The organism is Streptococcus sp. 27098_8_12, assembly GCF_041432115.1.
GTDB classification, from domain to species: domain Bacteria; phylum Bacillota; class Bacilli; order Lactobacillales; family Streptococcaceae; genus Streptococcus; species Streptococcus parasanguinis_V.
Genome location: NZ_JAPVZA010000005.1, coordinates 100,394 through 117,838, shown reverse-complemented (window position 1 = coordinate 117,838; position 17,445 = coordinate 100,394). Strand labels below are relative to the sequence as shown.

Here is a 17,445-nt window from a genome sequence, read left to right as displayed (position 1 = left end):
CCAAAAATAATTGAGAGGCTAGGACTTTTGTCCCAGTCTCTAAATGTACATTTACTGATTATGATTCTGACTTCTTTTCGGCCGTCTTGTGAACAGCTTTGATACTAATATTCCCATTGCTGGTCATGACTGCTTTGAGTTGTTTCTCACTTGGATGTTCCAGGTAATAATCGGTAATAGCATCTTCGATATGGTCTTGGATGGTACGACGGAGTGGGCGGGCCCCCATTTTTGGATCGTATCCCAGATCGACCAATTTTTCTTTGACCTTCTCTGTTACATCCAGATGAATCTCATTTTGTGCGAGACGTTGATTGACTTCATCCAGCATAAGGGTAACGATTTGGAGAAGATTTTCTTTTGATAGAGGTTGGAATTCAATGATGCCATCAAAACGGTTCATGAATTCAGGGCTAAAGAAGTTACCGAGTTCTCCAAGTACAGAGTTGGTTCGACCTTCGCGAGCAGCTCCAAAACCAACATTGGCCTCAGCTTTGCCAGTTCCAGCATTAGAGGTCATGATGATAATGGTATCTTTGAAGCTGACGGTACGGCCTTGACCATCTGTCAAACGGCCATCATCCAAGACTTGCAAGAACATGTGCATGACATCTGGATGGGCTTTTTCCACTTCATCCAACAACACGAGAGAGTATGGATTGCGACGGACCTTTTCCGTTAGTTGTCCAGCTTCATCGTAGCCAACATAGCCCGGAGGAGCTCCGACAAGTTTCGCTACGCTATGTTTTTCCATGTATTCGCTCATATCGAAGCGGATCATATTGTCTGCAGAACCAAAGAGCTCGATCGCTAATTGTTTAGACAATTCGGTCTTTCCGACACCGGTTGGTCCGACAAAGAGGAAGCTTCCGATCGGACGGTTAGGCGATCCTAGGCCGACACGATTGCGTCGAATGGCTTTCGCGATTTTATCTACGGCATCGTCTTGACCAATCACATGAGCTTTCAAATCAGAAGCCAGATTGATCAATTGAGACTGCTCTTTTTCTTTCAAATCACCAACAGGAATATTGGTCTTTTGTTCAACGATGTGTTCAATCGTTTTTTCACTGATGACAGGGGTTTCCTGATCGGTGACATGTTGACCTTTCATTTCCTTGTATTTCGCGATTTGGTCACGGAAGTAGGCTGCTTTTTCAAAGTCTTCTTCGCAGGTTGCTTGAGCTTTGAGGTTTTCAGCTTCAATCAAGCGCTGATCGATAACTTTTGGATCCACAAAGTTCAGAGTCAGGTTCATTTTAGACCCGGCTTCATCCAACAAATCAATGGCCTTGTCTGGCAGGAAGCGATCTTGGATGTAGCGGTTTGAAAGAATAGCTGCCGCTTCGATGGCCCCGTCTGTATAGTGAACGTGGTGGTAGTCTTCGTATTTTTTCTGGATGCCTTTGAGGATGGTGATGGTTTCTTCAACCGTTGGCTCATCGACCTTAACGGGTTGCATCCGACGTTCCAAGGCCGCATCTTTTTCAATGATGCGGTATTCATTGAGGGTAGTAGCACCGACCAATTGGAGTTCACCACGCGCCAAGGCTGGTTTGAGGATATTTCCAGCGTCCATATTACCTTCACCGGCTGATCCTGCGCCAACAATTTCATGGATTTCGTCGATGAAAAGAATCACATCTTCACGTTGACGAATTTCATCCATTAATTTTTGCATGCGTTCTTCGAATTGACCACGAATACCTGTGCCTTGAACGAGGCTGACGACGTCTAGGCGGATGACTTCTTTTCCTTGCAATTTATGAGGAACGTCTCCATCGACGATTTTTTGGGCCAAGCCTTCCACAACGGCAGTTTTTCCGACCCCAGGTTCTCCGATCAGAACCGGATTGTTCTTGGTTCGACGGTTGAGAATTTCGATGACACGGATAATTTCTTCATCACGGCCGATGACAGGGTCAATATCCCCTTTGCGGGCAATTTCTGTGACATTGATACCAAATTCTTCTAATAGTCCTTTAGGCTTTTGAGGGCGAGCTTGACGTGGGTCTTGACTGCCGCTACGGTTATTGTTTTGGCCGTAACCGCCACCTCCATAACTGCCTCCAGATTGAGTTGGAGGGGTTTGAGGTTCTTGCGGACTTTGGAAGTTTCCAAGGTTATTGAAGAAATCTTCAAAAGGATCTCCAGTGAGTTGGCTCCGTTGGGTCATGCCTTTCAAGAAGCTGTTATTTGGGTCTGTTTTCATAATTTTATAGCAATTTTGACAGAGGTCTACTTGCTGCTGACGTCCATTTACATTTGTATATAAATGGATGGTTGATTCATTTATTTTACAATTTTGACAAAGCATATACATACCTCACAGTAGGTTTTTGATGGTTTTCCATCAAGAGACGAGCCTATTTTCAAAAGGTCAAAAATAGTCAAAGATTTATAGTTTCATTATATCAGTATTCTAGAAGTTTGCAAGAATTTGCTACGGAATGTCGCTCAGGATTGAAGAAGAGAGCAAATCAATGGAAAAATGTGAATTTTTATTGGAAGAGCTTTCTCTTTTATGATAAAATAGGAGAGTAGAAAGTAAAGAGGAGAAATAAAATGGAATCACATTTAGTACGGATTATCAACCGTTTGGAGACGATGACAAAAGACGGTGGAAACTTGAAACGTAATTTTGAACGTGACGGTGTTGTTGTCGCTGAAGTAGCATACAACCACAATGAAGAAGAAGGTTCAACCTTTACACTTCGTGATGTTGAAGCGCGTGAAACCTATACATTTGATAGCATTGATTTAATTGCAATGGAAATTTATGAATTGCTTTACTAAGCAGCTGTGTGGATGAGTTTGGGGTGGTCTCAAGCTCATTTTTTGTCCATCTGGCTATAGTTTTCGTCTATAAGAAATTCTAATTAGGAACAGTTAGGTTTGAGAGTTGAAATCTGCTATAATAGAGAGGACTATTTTCATTACTTGACTAGAAAGAGAATTGATATGACGACACTCATTGATGGAAAGGCGCTCGCTACAAAATTACAGGGTGAGATTGCAGAGAAAACAGCACGATTAAAAGAAGAGACAGGAGTTGTGCCTGGCCTCGTTGTCATCGTGGTAGGAGATAATCCAGCTAGCAAAATCTATGTAAGAAATAAAGAGCGTTCTGCTATTGCGGCAGGCTTTCGGAGTGAAGTGAGACGACTTCCTGAAAGCATTAGCCAAGCTGAATTATTAGAAGTGATCGAACACTACAATCAAGATCCCCTTTGGCATGGGATTTTGGTGCAGTTGCCACTGCCTAAGCATATCGATGCGGATGCAGTCCTTTTAGCCATTGATCCGACAAAAGATGTGGATGGCTTTCATCCATTGAATATGGGACGCTTGTGGGCTGGAAATCCTCTCATGGTGCCTTCAACTCCCGCTGGGATCATGGAGATGTTCAAAGAGTACGGGATTGATCTAGAAGGGAAGCGAGCAGTCGTGATTGGTCGTTCCAATATCGTTGGAAAACCAATGGCGCAGTTGCTCCTCGCCAAAAATGCGACGGTAACCTTGACCCATTCCCGGACCCATCATCTGCCTAAAATTGCTAGAAGAGCAGATATCTTGGTTGTTGCGATCGGTCGTGCGAAATTTGTAACAGCAGACTTCGTGAAAGAAGGCGCCGTTGTTATTGACGTCGGAATGAATCGCGATGAGAATGGCAAATTGTGTGGGGATGTCGATTTTGAATCCGTTGCACCTTTGGCCAGTCATATTACTCCGGTTCCAGGAGGGGTTGGGCCTATGACCGTCACCATGCTGATGGAGCAGACCTACGAAGCAGCTGTTCGTGCCTTAAAAAAATGAAAGTGTGAACAAGATGAAGTTTGTATTTGATTTAGATGGAACCCTGTCATTCGATGGTGTCACAATCGATGATGAAATCAAACAGGTCTTATTGAGAGCAGAAGAATTTGGTCATGAAGTCGCCTTTGCTTCTGCACGTTCTTACCGGGACAGCTTGGGCCTTTTAGGGGACTCATTGAGTCAGCAACTCGTGATTGGCTTAAATGGTGGATTGGCCTATCGTCAGGGACAATTAGTATATGAGGAACAATTGGACAAGGATGTGTATCGGGAAGTCCTTGGCTTTTGTCGCCATTACAATCTACCATTTTTTGTGGATGATACCTTTGATTATAGCGGACAGATTTTGGAAAAGATTCCTTTTGTTGCTAATGTAGATCCCCTCAAGAAAGCCAAGTATCGTTCGTTAGAGGAGCTGACAGATCCGATTAAGGTCGTGATCTATATGGGTGGCCATGAGGAGCTCGTGGATGAGATCATCGAGCGGATCGAAAAGACTGATAAGGCCCATATCCGATATCATGCGCATGAAAAATGCATCTATCTCAATCCAGCAGACACGCATAAAGCGACAACCGTAGAAGAACTCTGTGGAGAGAATTTCGTGGCTTTTGGCAATGATCAAAATGATATCGAGCTCTTTGAAAAAGCTCTTTATGCAGTTCAAATTGGTGATTTTCCAGCCCTTCAGCCTTATGCGGATGATCAATTGGTAGCCAAACAAAATCAACCACAAGCTGTGGCTGCTAAGATCTTGCAAGTCTTCGCAGAATTCAGAGGAAAATAAAAGAAGGAGGGGGAGTCGTGGCTTCTCCTTTTTCGCTAGAAATGAGGAAGGTATGAGAAGAGTTGAGATAGGAATATCTCGGCTTTTTTTATTTATTGTAAAGCAGGTTTTGTCAATTGAAGTTTCTTTCTATTGTTTTGTAGTATAATGATAGTAAGAAAATTTGAGGAGAAGGAATATGCTTGTAAAAATTTGTAATGCAGATTATAGTCTCCAGTGGGATGGAATTTATCAATTTGCTCTTGAAAACTATCCACAGATTCAAGAATGGGAATTGGAGAAGCTAGCAAAGTTTATTGCTTACGAACAGGACCATCATCGTCAGACCATTGTGGAATGTGAGAATCATGAATTAAATATACAAATTCATGATTACTTGCAAGAGCATAGCTATTTTCCTCCCTACAGGCCAAGTCATCGGCTTGTAGCTTCTACCTATGATATCCATAGGAAGTTAGTTACTTCAAATTATTGTAGTCATACTTGTACAGTTGAGGTGGCTCAGGCTATTTTTCAGATTGGAAAACTCATGTCGGCGGTAAAAGTATTTGGTAAAAGTGGGGCTGAGTTAGTTACAGATAGTCGTAATGCAGCTTCTGATCCAGCAGACTATTTTGACTATATCATGTTCGGATGGTCTAATACGACTTCGGGTTACCGACTCGCTATGGAGCGTTTGTTAGGACGGGCACCGTCTGAGGAGGAATTACAAGAAAAGTTCATTCCTGGTGTTAGTTTTCATTTTCTGTATGAAGAATTAATTCAAGCACCAGGCTATATGTTTGATGGCTATCATGTTGCGAAGGTAAGAGATAGTTTAGATTTGGATACCTTTCTTCATTTGTGTGTTATTCCTTCAAAAGATAAGTCTTGTTTTGAAGGTTTGATTCCTTGTCAATTACAAGATAGAGTGATTTACCTAGACTATGAAGGAGAAGGGTTACAGGCTTGGAATACTAAGGTTAATCAAGTACTATATGGTAAGGATAAGTTGAGGGAGTAGTGTATGAAAGAGATTGATCAAACTCTACTGAAAAAAGTTATCATTGAGCGTCCTCGTTCTAGTCATAAGGGAGATTTTGGTCGTCTGCTCTTGATTGGGGGAACTTACCCCTATGGAGGAGCTATTATTATGGCAGCCCTTGCTGCGGTTCATAGTGGTGCGGGGCTGGTTACTGTCGCAACAGATCCTGATAATCTGACAGCCCTTCATAGCCATCTTCCTGAAGCCATGGGCTTTGATTTGGCAGATCACGAACTCCTTTGTGAGCAGCTCCAAAAAGCCAGCGTGATTCTTGTAGGACCGGGCTTAAATGAAGCAAGAGAAAACCAAGCAATCTTGCACATGATTTTTGAGCAAGTCTCTAGCCAGCAGGTCTTGATATTAGATGGAGGGGCTATTAGTCTTTTTGCAGTCTCTCAGTTTGACCTGCCAGAGGCTCAGTTGGTCTTTACCCCTCATCAAAAAGAGTGGGAAAAGCTGTCAGGACTTGATCTAGCAAGCCAGACTGAAGATAGAAGCCGAGAAGCGGTTCAAAGCTTTCCTAAAGGGACTGTCATTGTAGAAAAAGGGCCTCACACCCGCATTTGGACAAGTGGGCAAGAAGAGGGCTATCAGCTAGATGTTGGTGGTCCCTATCAAGCCACAGGTGGAATGGGGGATACCTTGGCAGGGATGATCGCAGGATTTGCGGGTCAATTCCCACAGGTCAGTCTCTATGAGCGCGTGGTGGTTGCGACCTACCTCCATTCAGCCATTGCTGAAGACTTGAGCAAGGAGGCTTATGTGGTTCTACCGACAACCATCAGCCAAGAAATCCCAAAATGGATGAAGAAATGGAGTGACCAAGACCAGGTTGCCAGCACTGAAAATAGAAAATAGGTAAAAAAGATGAAGGAAAGCATTCGAAAAGCAAATCAGTATATCGATGAAAACAGGGTAAAGGTTAACCAGCAATATAGAGGAGCATTTCATTTGCTACCTCCAATCGGCTGGATGAACGATCCAAATGGCTTTGTTTATTTCCTTGGGGAATACCATTTGTTTTACCAATTCTATCCCTATGATAGTGTTTGGGGTCCCATGCATTGGGGGCATGCCAAATCAAAAGATCTTCTCCATTGGGAAGAACTGCCAGTAGCTTTAGCGCCAAGTGAAAGCTATGATAAGGATGGCTGCTTCTCGGGTAGTGCTATTGTGAAAGATGACAAGCTCTATTTGCTGTATACGGGTCATGTAGACGATGAGGAAAAGCGAGAAGAGACGCAGTGTCTTGCGGTGTCGACAGATGGCATTACCTTTGAAAAGTTGCCTACTAATCCAGTGATCCATGCTCAACATATTGAGGGGATCGCAGATATTGCAGATTTTCGTGATCCTAAAGTATTTGAATACCAAGGAAACTATTACGCTGTCGTTGCTTCTAAGACGCCAGATGACAGAGGTCAAATTCTCCTATTTGCATCAAGTAATCTAGTAGATTGGACCTTTACATCAGTTCTTTTAGAAGGTGAAAAAGGGCAAGGGATTATGTGGGAGTGTCCCGATTTCTTCCCTTTAGATGGCAAATGGGTCTTGATCCTGTCTCCCATTGAAATGGAAAGGCAGCAAGAAAAATACTGGAATTTAAATTCGACGGTTGCCTTTATCGGTGACATGAATTGGGAAACGGGGCGCTTTCATGTCGATTCCTATGATGAAATCGATGGTGGTTTGGATTTCTATGCCCCTCAAACTTGTCAAGGACCAAATGGCGAACGATACATGGTTGCCTGGATGCAAATGTGGCACCGGTCTATCCCCAGTCATGATTTAGCTCATGGGTGGGCAGGTAGTATGACTCTTCCAAGAAAATTGTCTCTGAAAAACGGACGATTGGTTCAGGGGTTACCTGAGTCAGTGAAAGAACACTTTCTTGTAGAGCATGCGTCAGAAACCATTGTTAAGGCCAATCAGATCACGATCCCAGCGAAAGGGAAACAAACCTTGTTTGAACTAAATGCCAAACCGGGTCGCTCCTTTATCCTAGGTTATGGTGATGAAACTGATCCTGATAGTGTCTTGCAATTGAGTTACGACGCCTCTCAAAAACGCTTTAGCTTAAGTCGAGACCAATTTGGGCACCCAATTTCTGGAAAAGAAAATCCAGCATTTCAATCGAGATGGATTCAGTTGGATGCTGAAAAAGATCATCATTTTTCGATCATTCGCGATACCAACTCAATTGAAGTATTCGTTGATGGTAAAACTCTCTCGATGACCTTTTATGAAACGAGTCAAAATCCCGTCTATACCCTCACGGCAGATGAAGGGATCGATTGGGTCGTAAAAACCTATCAAAAATAGGAAATCAATAGCCTCCTAAAGAAAAAAAGACAAGTTCTATGACTTGTCTTTTGTATTAGGAAAGAATGGAAGCGAGGAGTCCTCCCAGAATGAGGATGATAGCACCGCTCAGTCGGTTGGCCATTTGGGCGAAGGCGATCATTTCCATACGATCAGATGCGGAGAGAACAGCGATATTTCCGGTTCCTCCCATCGAGTTATTGATCATACCAGATCCGATAGCAGTCTCGACTGGATACAATCCAACCAGTTTTCCGATCAAAGCAGAAGCAAGCCCCATAGCTAGAACAGAGGTCAAGCTTAGGAGAATGAATTGCCAGGTCATCGCCATAGCTAGAGTTGAAAGGTCAATCAAGGAAAGACCAATCCCAGCTAGGACTGCATGGGTGAGGTTGGTCATAATGACTTGGTTGAACATAACCACACAGTTTTCCAAAGGTTTTGGGACAGCATTGAAAGCTTTCAGGATAAAGACGATGATAATCATGAAGGCATAACTGTGGATTTTTGGAACAAAGGCATTGCAGATGACCCCGATAAGAAAAATACTAAAGGCAAACATCATTCCAACTCCGATTTGGGTCGGATCAAGTATGAGTTTTTCTTTCTTCAATTCATCTTTATTGACGGGAATCAAGACACCGTGACCATTGTAAGGACTGTCTGCAAAGATTTTGACGATCAAAACAGCTCCAATGATGGCAAGGATATTACCAAGTGTGGTAGCGGGTGCCAATTGAGAGAAGATGGCTGCTTGGCTTCCATGGAGATTAGCAGCGTATATCTTTGAAAGAGGCAGGATTCCAGCTCCCATTCCTCCGACCATTTGTGGGAAGGAAACATAGAGAATCGAATGTCCAAATCCTTGTCCCAAAAGGCTTCCAACGATCCCAACAGAGAGAGCCCCAATGACCATGGTGACCAAGGAAACAGGAATAAAGCGAGCAGAAGCTTTTACCAAGAGATTGCGATTCATCCCTAGAATAGCCCCACAAATCAAGGCTGCGATATAAAAATCCAGAAAGCCAAAGGAATCTCCCAAAAAGCCCTTGGTAGCTGTGATGATGTTTGCCGGAATAACATGGAAGGTCGCTAGAAGAGTAGCTCCTAGTAAGGTGAAGACGGATCCTCCACCTAGGTAAGAATTCATAATTGGCAGTTTCTCACCGATAAAGTAGAGAAGATGCCCCATGACGACCAAAAGGAGGGTTAGTCCAAGCATATTGAGTGGGAGTTTCCCCATAGCAATCGTCACCGAAAGAACGATGACGATGAATGCATATAGAGGAAGACTGACACCGGAAATGTTGATTTCATTCAATTTTTTCATGGTTGTTCAGTCAGCTCCTTATTAGTATTTAGGATACCATTTAAGGTCACGTACAGCTTTGGCCATATCTGTTTCTTTAGCTTGTGCAAGCCCTTGTTCTTGAGCTTTCTTGGCAACAGCTTCTGCCACCTTGATAGACACGTCAGCTACATATTGGAATGGTGGAAGGACTGGCGCACCTGGTTGACCTGGATTGACAATACCTGACAATGAGTGAGCTGCTGCCCCGATCATTTCGTCTGTCAACAATTTGGCTTCAGAGGCCAACATACCAAGACCAAGACCTGGGTAGATCAAAGCGTTATTGGCTTGACCGATTTCGTAGTTCACACCTTTGTAGCTAATGGTTCCTGAAGGGACACCGGTAGCGACAAAGGCTTTACCGTCTGACCATTCGATGACTTGTTGGGCTGTTGCTTCCAATTTCTTGGTTGGGTTAGAAATTGGGAAGATAACTGGGCGTTCAGTGTTTTCACACATGGCTTCAACCACTTCTTTAGTGAAGGCACCTGGGTTTGTAGAAGTTCCGACCAAGATCGTTGGTTTCACTGTTTTGATCACTTCAAGAAGATTGGTCATATCGCCTCTACCTTCGAAGTCAGCACGTTTTTTAGCAAATGGTTTTTGAGCTGGCGTCAAATCTTCCATATCGTCAAACAAAAGACCTTGTTTATCGATCATGAAGAAACGTTTGTAAGCTTCTTCTGGAGAAAGACCTTCAGCAACCATTTCAGCGTGAACACGGTCTGCGATACCAGCACCAGCAGAACCACCACCATAGCAAAGGTAAACTTGGTCTGTCAATTTTTCACCAGTGATATCCATCGCTCCAAAGATACCACCCAAGACAACGATCCCAGTTCCTTGAATATCATCGTTGAAAGTTGGAATTTCTTTCTTGTAACGGTTCAAGATATCAGCCGCATTTGAACGACCGAAGTCTTCCCAGTGAAGGTACAATTTAGGGAAAAGTTTTCCAGCTGTTTGAACGAATTGATCGATAAAGGCATCGTATTTTTCACCACGAACACGTTCATGACGATTCCCCAGATACATTGGATTGTTTAACAATTCTTCACGGTTGGTACCAGCATCGATGACAAGAGGCATAACGCAAGCTGGATCAATTCCGGCTGCAGCAGTGTAGACCATCAATTTCCCGACAGAGATATCAACCCCTTGGACACCCCAGTCACCAATACCGAGGATTCCTTCTGCATCAGTTGCAACGATCAAGCGGATATCGCGATCGCCAGCTGCATTTTTCAACGTTTCTTCGATATTTTCTGGGTGGTTAATATCAAGGTAAGCGGCATATTGTGGGTCTACAAAGAGTTCAGAATATTGTTCAATGGTGTCTGCGATCACTGGATCATAGACGATTGGGTTGAACTCAACGATGTGTTGGTTAAAGAGGTAGTAGAAAAGAGTACGGTTTGTATTGAAAATTTCCATCAAGAAAAGACGTTTTTCAAGGTCTGATGGTTTGCGCAAGAAATGTTGGTAAGCTTGTTCAGCTTGTTCTTCGATGGTTTGAACATATGGAGGAAGAAGACCAATCAGGCCAAGTTCTTTACGTTCTTCCATTGTGAAAGCAGTTCCTTTATTTAAGAAAGGATTGTTTAAAATTTCATGTGATTTCATTGCGAAATACTCCTCATAAATAATTTATCTGTAAGATTTTTTCTCACGCAAGCCATTATAGTCTTCTGTAATTCTTATAGTCAACTTCCCTTGTCCTTATAAAAAAATTTTATAAGTAAGGGTTTTGTGTTAAAATGAAGGAAATGGAAATTGTAGAAATAGAGGGATAGAGATGAATATCCGAGACTTGGAATATTTTTATCAACTGTCGAAATTAAAGTCTTATACAGATGTGGCGCATTATTTTCAAGTGAGTCAACCGACTGTGACCTATGCCATCAAGCGTTTAGAGGACCACTATGCTTGCCAGTTGGTAGAAAAATCGTCTTCTAATCGTGTCTTGCACTTAACTCAGCCGGGGAAGGTTTTAGCCAATCACGCGCGAGAGGTTTTAATCGAAATCGAAAAGACAGAAAAAGCTGTTGAACGAAGTAAAAAGAATCTGTTGCGCATTGGACTACCACCATTGATCACTAGCGATATCATGAAAAAATTTGGGACGCATGATGAAGAGCTTGAGATTTTTCGTCAATCGCAATTGGTGCAATTAGGTTCCAGGGATTTGATGCGTTTGTTGGTGCGTGGAGATTTAGATTTTAGTCTGTTGGGAAGCTTAGAGCCCATTTCACACGCGCATTTGACCAGTCAGCTCTTGTATAAAAAAGAATTTTTTGTGATTGTTTCAAAGGATCATCCACTAGCAGATCGCAAGGAAATTTCTTTTAAAGAGGTGTTAGAGGAGACCTTCATTCTGTTAGATGAGCATCATGTCCACATGACGGCTTTTAAACGCTTGAATGCTCGCTTTGATGATTTAGCCCAGTCTACTGTTGTCTTGACCGATTCCAACTTGGTCTTGAGTTTCATCGAAGAAAATTTGGGAATTGGTCTCATGACCGATCTGACTCTCTTTCCAGAATATCCAAATCTTGTCAAAATTCCGCTGGTTGAAGAGGAAAAAACAGTCTTCTATATTAGTTATGCCTATCCAAATGAAGGGGAACCCCAAGCGCTTCTTAGCTCCTTTATTGAACGGTTAGAGAAGTGTGAAAAATAAGGAAGCTGGTGTCAAACAGACAAGTAGAGGGTAACTTGAATAAAATGAGGCTTGTAGAGAAAGGAAATTCATGATTTCGCTTTGTCTCCCAGCCTTTTTTGGTGTTTTTTGGTATAATTAAACTTGATCATATTCTGCAGAAAGGAGTTCCTATGTCCAACTATTTATCCGTATCAAGTTTGACCAAATATTTGAAATTAAAATTTGATAAGGATCCCTATTTGGAAAGGGTTTATCTGACAGGGCAAGTCTCCAATTTCCGAAAACGTCCCAACCACCAGTATTTTTCATTAAAGGATGAAAAAGCGGTCATTCAGGCAACGGTCTGGGCTGGGGTTTATCGAAGCTTTGGTTTTGAGCTAGAAGAAGGCATGAAGATCAACGTCATCGGTCGCATTCAGCTCTATGAGCCAAGTGGGAGTTATTCCATTGTCATTGAAAAGGCTGAGCCAGATGGGGTAGGGGCCTTGGCCATCCAATTTGAGCAACTCAAGAAAAAGTTGACCGAAGAAGGGCTCTTTCAGGATCGGTGGAAGCAAGCTCTGCCACAATTTCCAAGAAAGATCGGGGTCATCACCAGTCAAAGTGGGGCCGTGATTCGCGATATTATCACAACGGTGAGCCGACGCTTCCCTGGTGTAGAGATTGTGCTCTACCCGACCAAGGTTCAGGGTGAAGGCGCATCTAGTGAGGTGGTTGCTAATATTCAAAGAGCCAACCAACGGGATGATTTGGATGTCTTGATTATCGGTCGTGGGGGTGGTTCGATTGAAGACCTCTGGGCCTTTAATGAAGAAGCAGTGGTGCGAGCCATTTTTGAATCGCGGATTCCGATTATCTCCAGTGTTGGACATGAGACAGATACGACTCTAGCCGATTTTGTAGCAGACCGACGAGCTGCTACTCCGACAGCCGCTGCTGAATTGGCCACTCCAGTAACCAAATTGGATCTCTTGTCTCATATACAAAAGCAGGAGAACCGCATGGCAACAGCTATGTCCAATCGCTTGGCCTATAATCGTGAACGCTTGGCCAAATTAAGTCAATCGGTTATTTTTAGACAGCCTGAAAGACTCTATGATGGCTACCTGCAAAAGATTGACCAGTTGCAATTGCGATTGAAACAAGGGATGCGCGATGCGTATGGAGAAGGGGCCAATCAGCTACAAGGTCTGCGTCATTGCCTAGAAGCCATGTCTCCTTTGCATCGTATTGAGCGCTACCAAGATCGCCTGCTCCAAGATAAGAGAATCTTAACCAACCGAATGGAACAAGTCCTAAAAGAGCAAAAGATCAAAGTGCAAGGCTTATCAGAAGCCCTCTTGATGCTCGATACCAGTCGGATTATTGCGCGTGGCTATGCCATGGTCAAGGAAGGAGATCAGGTCCTAGATTCCGTTGCGAAAGTAACAGAAGGGGATCCGCTATCCCTCATCATGAGAGATGGCCAGTTAGAAGTAGAGGTAAAACATGTCGAAAGAAAAGAAATTTGAAGAAAATTTAGCAGATTTGGAAGCCATTGTCCAAAAATTGGAGAGTGGTGATGTGGCTTTAGAAGAAGCCATCACAGAATTCCAAAAAGGAATGAAGTTGTCAAAAGAATTGCAAGATACCTTGGATCAAGCAGAGAAAACCTTGGTCAAGGTCATGCAAGCAGATGGTACTGAAGCGGATCTAGCATGAGACAAGAAGAAAAACGAAATAGAGTAGAGCAAGCAGTTCGCTCTTTTTATGAGGAGAAAGCCGTTGCCCCCCATTTAGTGGACTCGGTCCTGTATTCGATCCAGGCAGGTGGAAAACGCCTGCGCCCCTTGCTCCTTCTAGAATTGTTAGAGGCTTTTGGGCAGGAATTGACGGAGGCTCACTTTCAAGTGGCAGGGGCTTTAGAGATGATCCATACAGGAAGCCTTATTCACGATGATCTGCCTGCCATGGACAATGACGATTACCGTCGGGGACAACTGACCAATCATAAGAAATTTGGAGAAGACCTGGCGATTTTAGCAGGGGATGCGCTTTTTCTTGATCCCTTTGGGATGATTGCTGCGAGTGCCCTTCCTGATGCGGTCAAGGTCTCCTTGATCCTCGAATTGTCGGATGCTTCCGGTAGTCGTGGAATGGTAGCTGGCCAAGTCCTTGATATGGAAGGGGAGCACAAACAGCTCACACTAGCAGAGTTGAAGACCATCCATGCCAATAAGACAGGACGCCTCCTTGCCTATCCTTTCATCGCAGCAGGTTTGATTTTAGAGTTGCAAGCAGACATTGCTCAGCTCTTAGAAAAAATCGGGAAAAAATTAGGCCTGGCTTTTCAAGTGCGGGATGATATTTTGGATTTGGTCGCTGATTTTGAAGCTTTGGGTAAGACTCCTCAAAAGGACTTAGTAGCTGAAAAATCGACCTATCCAGCCCTGTTGGGATTGGAAGAATCAAAAGCTTTGCTGACAAGCGAATTAGACGCTTGCGAGGACTTGTTGGATCAGATTACAAGTGCTTGTGACTTTGATCCGCGAGCGATCAAGAAATTAATAGAAGGATTACGAATAGATGGCTAAGGAAAGAGTGGATGTATTAGCCTATAAACAAGGCCTATTTGATACCCGCGAACAAGCCAAAAGAGGGGTGATGGCAGGTCTTGTCGTTGCCGTCATCAATGGTGAGCGCTTCGATAAACCGGGTGAAAAAATTGATGAAGCAACCGAGTTGAAATTAAAGGGTGAAAAGCTCAAATATGTCAGCCGGGGCGGTCTTAAATTAGAAAAAGCACTGAACAAATTTGGTTTGTCTGTAGAGGGTAAAATTACGATTGATATTGGAGCTTCTACAGGTGGCTTTACAGATGTCATGCTGCAAAACGGAGCCAGCCAGGTCTTTTCGGTGGATGTCGGGACCAATCAGTTGGCCTGGAAATTGCGCAATGATCCTCGGGTGGTCTCGATGGAGCAGTTCAATTTCCGATATGCCGAGCCAGGTGATTTTGAAGCGACACCGAGCTTTGCGAGCATCGATGTCAGCTTTATTTCCTTGGACTTGATTCTGCCAGCCCTTCACCGGATTTTGGCAGATAATGGACAAGTCGTGGCCTTGGTGAAACCTCAGTTTGAGGCAGGACGCGAACAGATCGGGAAAAATGGGATCATTAAGGATCCTAAGATTCATTTAGCCGTTCTTGAAAAGGTCGCTACTTTTGCAGGGACACATGGCTTTGCGGTAATGGGAGTGGATTATTCCCCTATCCAAGGAGGCCATGGCAACATCGAATTTTTGATGTATCTAGAAAAAAAAGAAGAGAAAACAAAGCCTAGTACAGAGCAGCTGGAGGCTGTTGTGGAGCTGGCACACAAGGAATTTAAACATGAAGAGTAAGAATATCAGATTAGAAAAAATTCGTCGCTTTATACGTGATCATGAGGTGGGGACCCAAGAAGAGATCGTCGAACATTTGAAAGAAGAAGGCATCTCAGCAACCCAAGCGACAGTATCACGGGATATCAAAGAATTGGGCATCGTAAAACGCCCTCTGAAAGACATGACCTATGTCTATGAATTGCCACGTAAGCACCACCAAGGAATTGGGATGATTGAAAGCAATATCTTGTCTCATCGTCGCATGGGAGAATATGTCAATTTCACCATGGTTCCAGGGACAGCGCCTTTGGTCAAACGTCGTTTGCGGGAGATTTATAAAGATCATATCTTTAGTATTGTTGCAGATGATGATACGATTTTACTGATTGCTTATTCCGCACCAGAAGCAGAGAACATCCTCAAATCAATCTTTGGGTGGTAAGAGCCTATGCTATTAGAAATTTCGATTAAGAACTTTGCCATTATCGAAGAGATTTCCTTAAATTTTGAAAAGGGAATGACGGTACTGACAGGGGAAACAGGTGCAGGGAAATCCATCATTATCGATGCTATGAACATGATGCTGGGAAGCCGTGCAACGACGGATGTCATTCGACACGGAGCCCCAAAAGCGGAAATCGAAGGTCTCTTTGCTGTTGAGAGCAATCGCCACTTGACAGCGCTCTTTGAAGAACAAGGATTAGAGTGGACGGATGAATTGATCATCCGCCGAGAGATCCTGCAAAATGGACGAAGTGTCAGCCGGATCAATGGCCAAATGGTGAATTTATCGGTCTTAAAAGCAGTCGGTCAACATTTGGTGGACATCCATGGCCAGCATGATCAGGAAGAACTCATGCGCCCCCAATTGCATATCACTATGCTAGATGAATTTGGGGATGCCGCCTTTTTCCAAACCAAGGACGCTTATCGTCAGACCTTTGAAGACTACAAACGCCTGCGTAAACAAGTGGTGGAACTCCAGCGCAACCAGCAGGAAAACAAGGCCCGTATTGAGATGTTGGAGTTTCAGATTGCAGAGATTGAGGCAGCTGCCTTGGAAGTGGATGAGGACGTGCGTCTGGAGCAAGAACGCCAACGCCTGCTCAATCACAAGATGATCGCAGATACCCTAACCAATGCCTATACCATGCTGGATGCAGAAGAGTTTTCGAGCCTCTCCAATGTTCGCTCAGCCATGAATGATCTGGAAAGCATCGAAGAATACGATCCCAGCTACAAAGAGCTCTCAGGCCAGCTGGCGGAAACCTTCTATGCCCTTGAGGACATTACCAAACGCTTAGAAGATGTGGTCGATGGTCTGGAGTTTGATGGCAATCGCCTCATGCAGGTGGAGTCGCGTTTGGATTTGATTCATTCCATCACGCGAAAGTATGGTGGCCAAGTCAAGGATGTCTTGGAATACCTGGCGCAAATTACTAAAGAATATAGTCTCCTCACCGGAAGTGACCTCTCATCTGAGGAATTAGAAAAAGAACTCAAACGTTTGGAAAAGAGTTTGGTATCCTTGGCTCAAGATTTGAGTGATCAGCGGCATGCCTTGGCCCAAGCTTTAGAAAATGAAATCCAGCAAGAATTAGCGGACCTCTACATGGACAAAGCGCGCTTCCAAGTGCGCTTTAGCAAAGCTAAGTTTAATCGTGAAGGAAATGAAGCTGTTGAATTTTACATTTCGACCAACCCAGGTGAGGACTTTAAACCGCTGGTCAAGGTAGCATCCGGCGGAGAATTGTCACGCTTGATGTTGGCCATTAAGTCTGCTTTTTCTCGAAAAGAAGGAAAAACCAGTATCGTCTTTGATGAGGTGGACACAGGAGTTTCTGGGCGCGTGGCTCAAGCGATCGCAGCGAAAATTCATAAGATTGGTCAAAATGGCCAAGTGCTTGCTATTTCGCACCTACCTCAAGTCATCGCAGCAGCGGATTATCAATTCTATATTGAAAAGATCAGTGATGCACACTCTACCGTATCAACTGTGCGCTTGCTCAATAGAGAAGAACGAATCGAAGAAATTGCCAAGATGCTGGCAGGAGAGGATCTAACGGAAGCTGCCCGTCAACAGGCAGAGCAACTTCTCAAGCGTTAAGAGAGAAAGA

16 protein-coding genes are annotated in these 17,445 nt (G+C 43.8%); 13 read left to right on the top strand and 3 right to left on the bottom strand.

Going from position 1 to position 17,445, the window contains the following annotated elements; genetic code table 11:
* Positions 1–58: 58 nt before the first annotated feature.
* Entirely contained in the window at positions 59–2,317 is a 2,259-nt protein-coding gene (locus O3629_RS03330; RefSeq protein ID WP_371608716.1) for an AAA family ATPase, read from the bottom strand.
* Between the two features lie 248 nt (positions 2,318–2,565).
* Here O3629_RS03330 and O3629_RS03325 point away from each other — a divergent pair, with 248 nt between their 5' ends.
* From O3629_RS03325 to O3629_RS03300, 6 genes are all read left to right on the top strand, one after another.
* On the top strand, positions 2,566–2,796 hold the full coding sequence (locus O3629_RS03325) for a DUF1797 family protein (protein ID WP_003005989.1): 231 nt from the start codon (positions 2,566–2,568) through the stop codon (positions 2,794–2,796).
* Between the two features lie 165 nt (positions 2,797–2,961).
* Positions 2,962–3,816, top strand: a complete 855-nt coding sequence (locus O3629_RS03320; RefSeq protein WP_371608715.1) for a bifunctional methylenetetrahydrofolate dehydrogenase/methenyltetrahydrofolate cyclohydrolase — start codon at positions 2,962–2,964, stop codon at positions 3,814–3,816.
* Positions 3,817–3,829: 13 nt separating this feature from the next.
* Positions 3,830–4,603, top strand: coding sequence for an HAD-IIB family hydrolase (locus O3629_RS03315; RefSeq protein WP_371608714.1), 774 nt, complete (start codon positions 3,830–3,832; stop codon positions 4,601–4,603).
* Positions 4,604–4,781: 178 nt separating this feature from the next.
* Positions 4,782–5,606 (top strand): phosphate ABC transporter ATPase, encoded by an 825-nt coding sequence (locus O3629_RS03310; protein ID WP_254727991.1) that lies wholly within the window; start codon positions 4,782–4,784, stop codon positions 5,604–5,606.
* Between the two features lie 3 nt (positions 5,607–5,609).
* Positions 5,610–6,485, top strand: coding sequence for an NAD(P)H-hydrate dehydratase (locus O3629_RS03305; RefSeq protein WP_254727989.1), 876 nt, complete (start codon positions 5,610–5,612; stop codon positions 6,483–6,485).
* A gap of 9 nt (positions 6,486–6,494) precedes the next feature.
* Positions 6,495–7,949 (top strand): glycoside hydrolase family 32 protein, encoded by a 1,455-nt coding sequence (locus O3629_RS03300; protein WP_049522596.1) that lies wholly within the window; start codon positions 6,495–6,497, stop codon positions 7,947–7,949.
* A gap of 55 nt (positions 7,950–8,004) precedes the next feature.
* Here O3629_RS03300 and O3629_RS03295 read toward each other — a convergent pair whose 3' ends face one another.
* Both O3629_RS03295 and O3629_RS03290 read right to left on the bottom strand, forming a co-directional pair.
* Positions 8,005–9,279: a 2-hydroxycarboxylate transporter family protein gene (locus O3629_RS03295; protein ID WP_049522597.1), complete on the bottom strand. Its 1,275-nt coding sequence runs from the start codon at positions 9,277–9,279 to the stop codon at positions 8,005–8,007.
* 21 nt (positions 9,280–9,300) lie between these two features.
* Complete coding sequence (locus O3629_RS03290) at positions 9,301–10,923, bottom strand: malolactic enzyme (RefSeq protein ID WP_371608713.1); 1,623 nt, start codon at positions 10,921–10,923, stop codon at positions 9,301–9,303.
* Between the two features lie 172 nt (positions 10,924–11,095).
* Here O3629_RS03290 and O3629_RS03285 point away from each other — a divergent pair, with 172 nt between their 5' ends.
* From O3629_RS03285 to recN, 7 genes are all read left to right on the top strand, one after another.
* On the top strand, positions 11,096–11,980 hold the full coding sequence (locus O3629_RS03285; RefSeq protein WP_049472943.1) for a LysR family transcriptional regulator: 885 nt from the start codon (positions 11,096–11,098) through the stop codon (positions 11,978–11,980).
* A 152-nt stretch (positions 11,981–12,132) separates the two neighbouring features.
* On the top strand, positions 12,133–13,473 hold the full coding sequence (gene xseA, locus O3629_RS03280; RefSeq protein ID WP_371608712.1) for an exodeoxyribonuclease VII large subunit: 1,341 nt from the start codon (positions 12,133–12,135) through the stop codon (positions 13,471–13,473).
* Positions 13,451–13,663, top strand: a complete 213-nt coding sequence (locus O3629_RS03275) for an exodeoxyribonuclease VII small subunit (RefSeq protein WP_003006013.1) — start codon at positions 13,451–13,453, stop codon at positions 13,661–13,663. The genes xseA and O3629_RS03275 overlap by 23 nt, the downstream gene beginning before the upstream one ends.
* On the top strand, positions 13,660–14,535 hold the full coding sequence (locus O3629_RS03270) for a polyprenyl synthetase family protein (protein WP_371608711.1): 876 nt from the start codon (positions 13,660–13,662) through the stop codon (positions 14,533–14,535). Before O3629_RS03275 ends, O3629_RS03270 begins: the two co-directional genes overlap by 4 nt.
* On the top strand, positions 14,528–15,346 hold the full coding sequence (locus O3629_RS03265; RefSeq protein ID WP_371608710.1) for a TlyA family RNA methyltransferase: 819 nt from the start codon (positions 14,528–14,530) through the stop codon (positions 15,344–15,346). The genes O3629_RS03270 and O3629_RS03265 overlap by 8 nt, the downstream gene beginning before the upstream one ends.
* Positions 15,336–15,770 (top strand): arginine repressor, encoded by a 435-nt coding sequence (locus tag O3629_RS03260; protein WP_003012247.1) that lies wholly within the window; start codon positions 15,336–15,338, stop codon positions 15,768–15,770. Before O3629_RS03265 ends, O3629_RS03260 begins: the two co-directional genes overlap by 11 nt.
* Positions 15,771–15,776: 6 nt before the next feature.
* Entirely contained in the window at positions 15,777–17,435 is a 1,659-nt protein-coding gene (gene recN, locus O3629_RS03255) for a DNA repair protein RecN (protein ID WP_371608709.1), read from the top strand.
* The last annotated feature ends 10 nt before the right edge of the window (positions 17,436–17,445 follow it).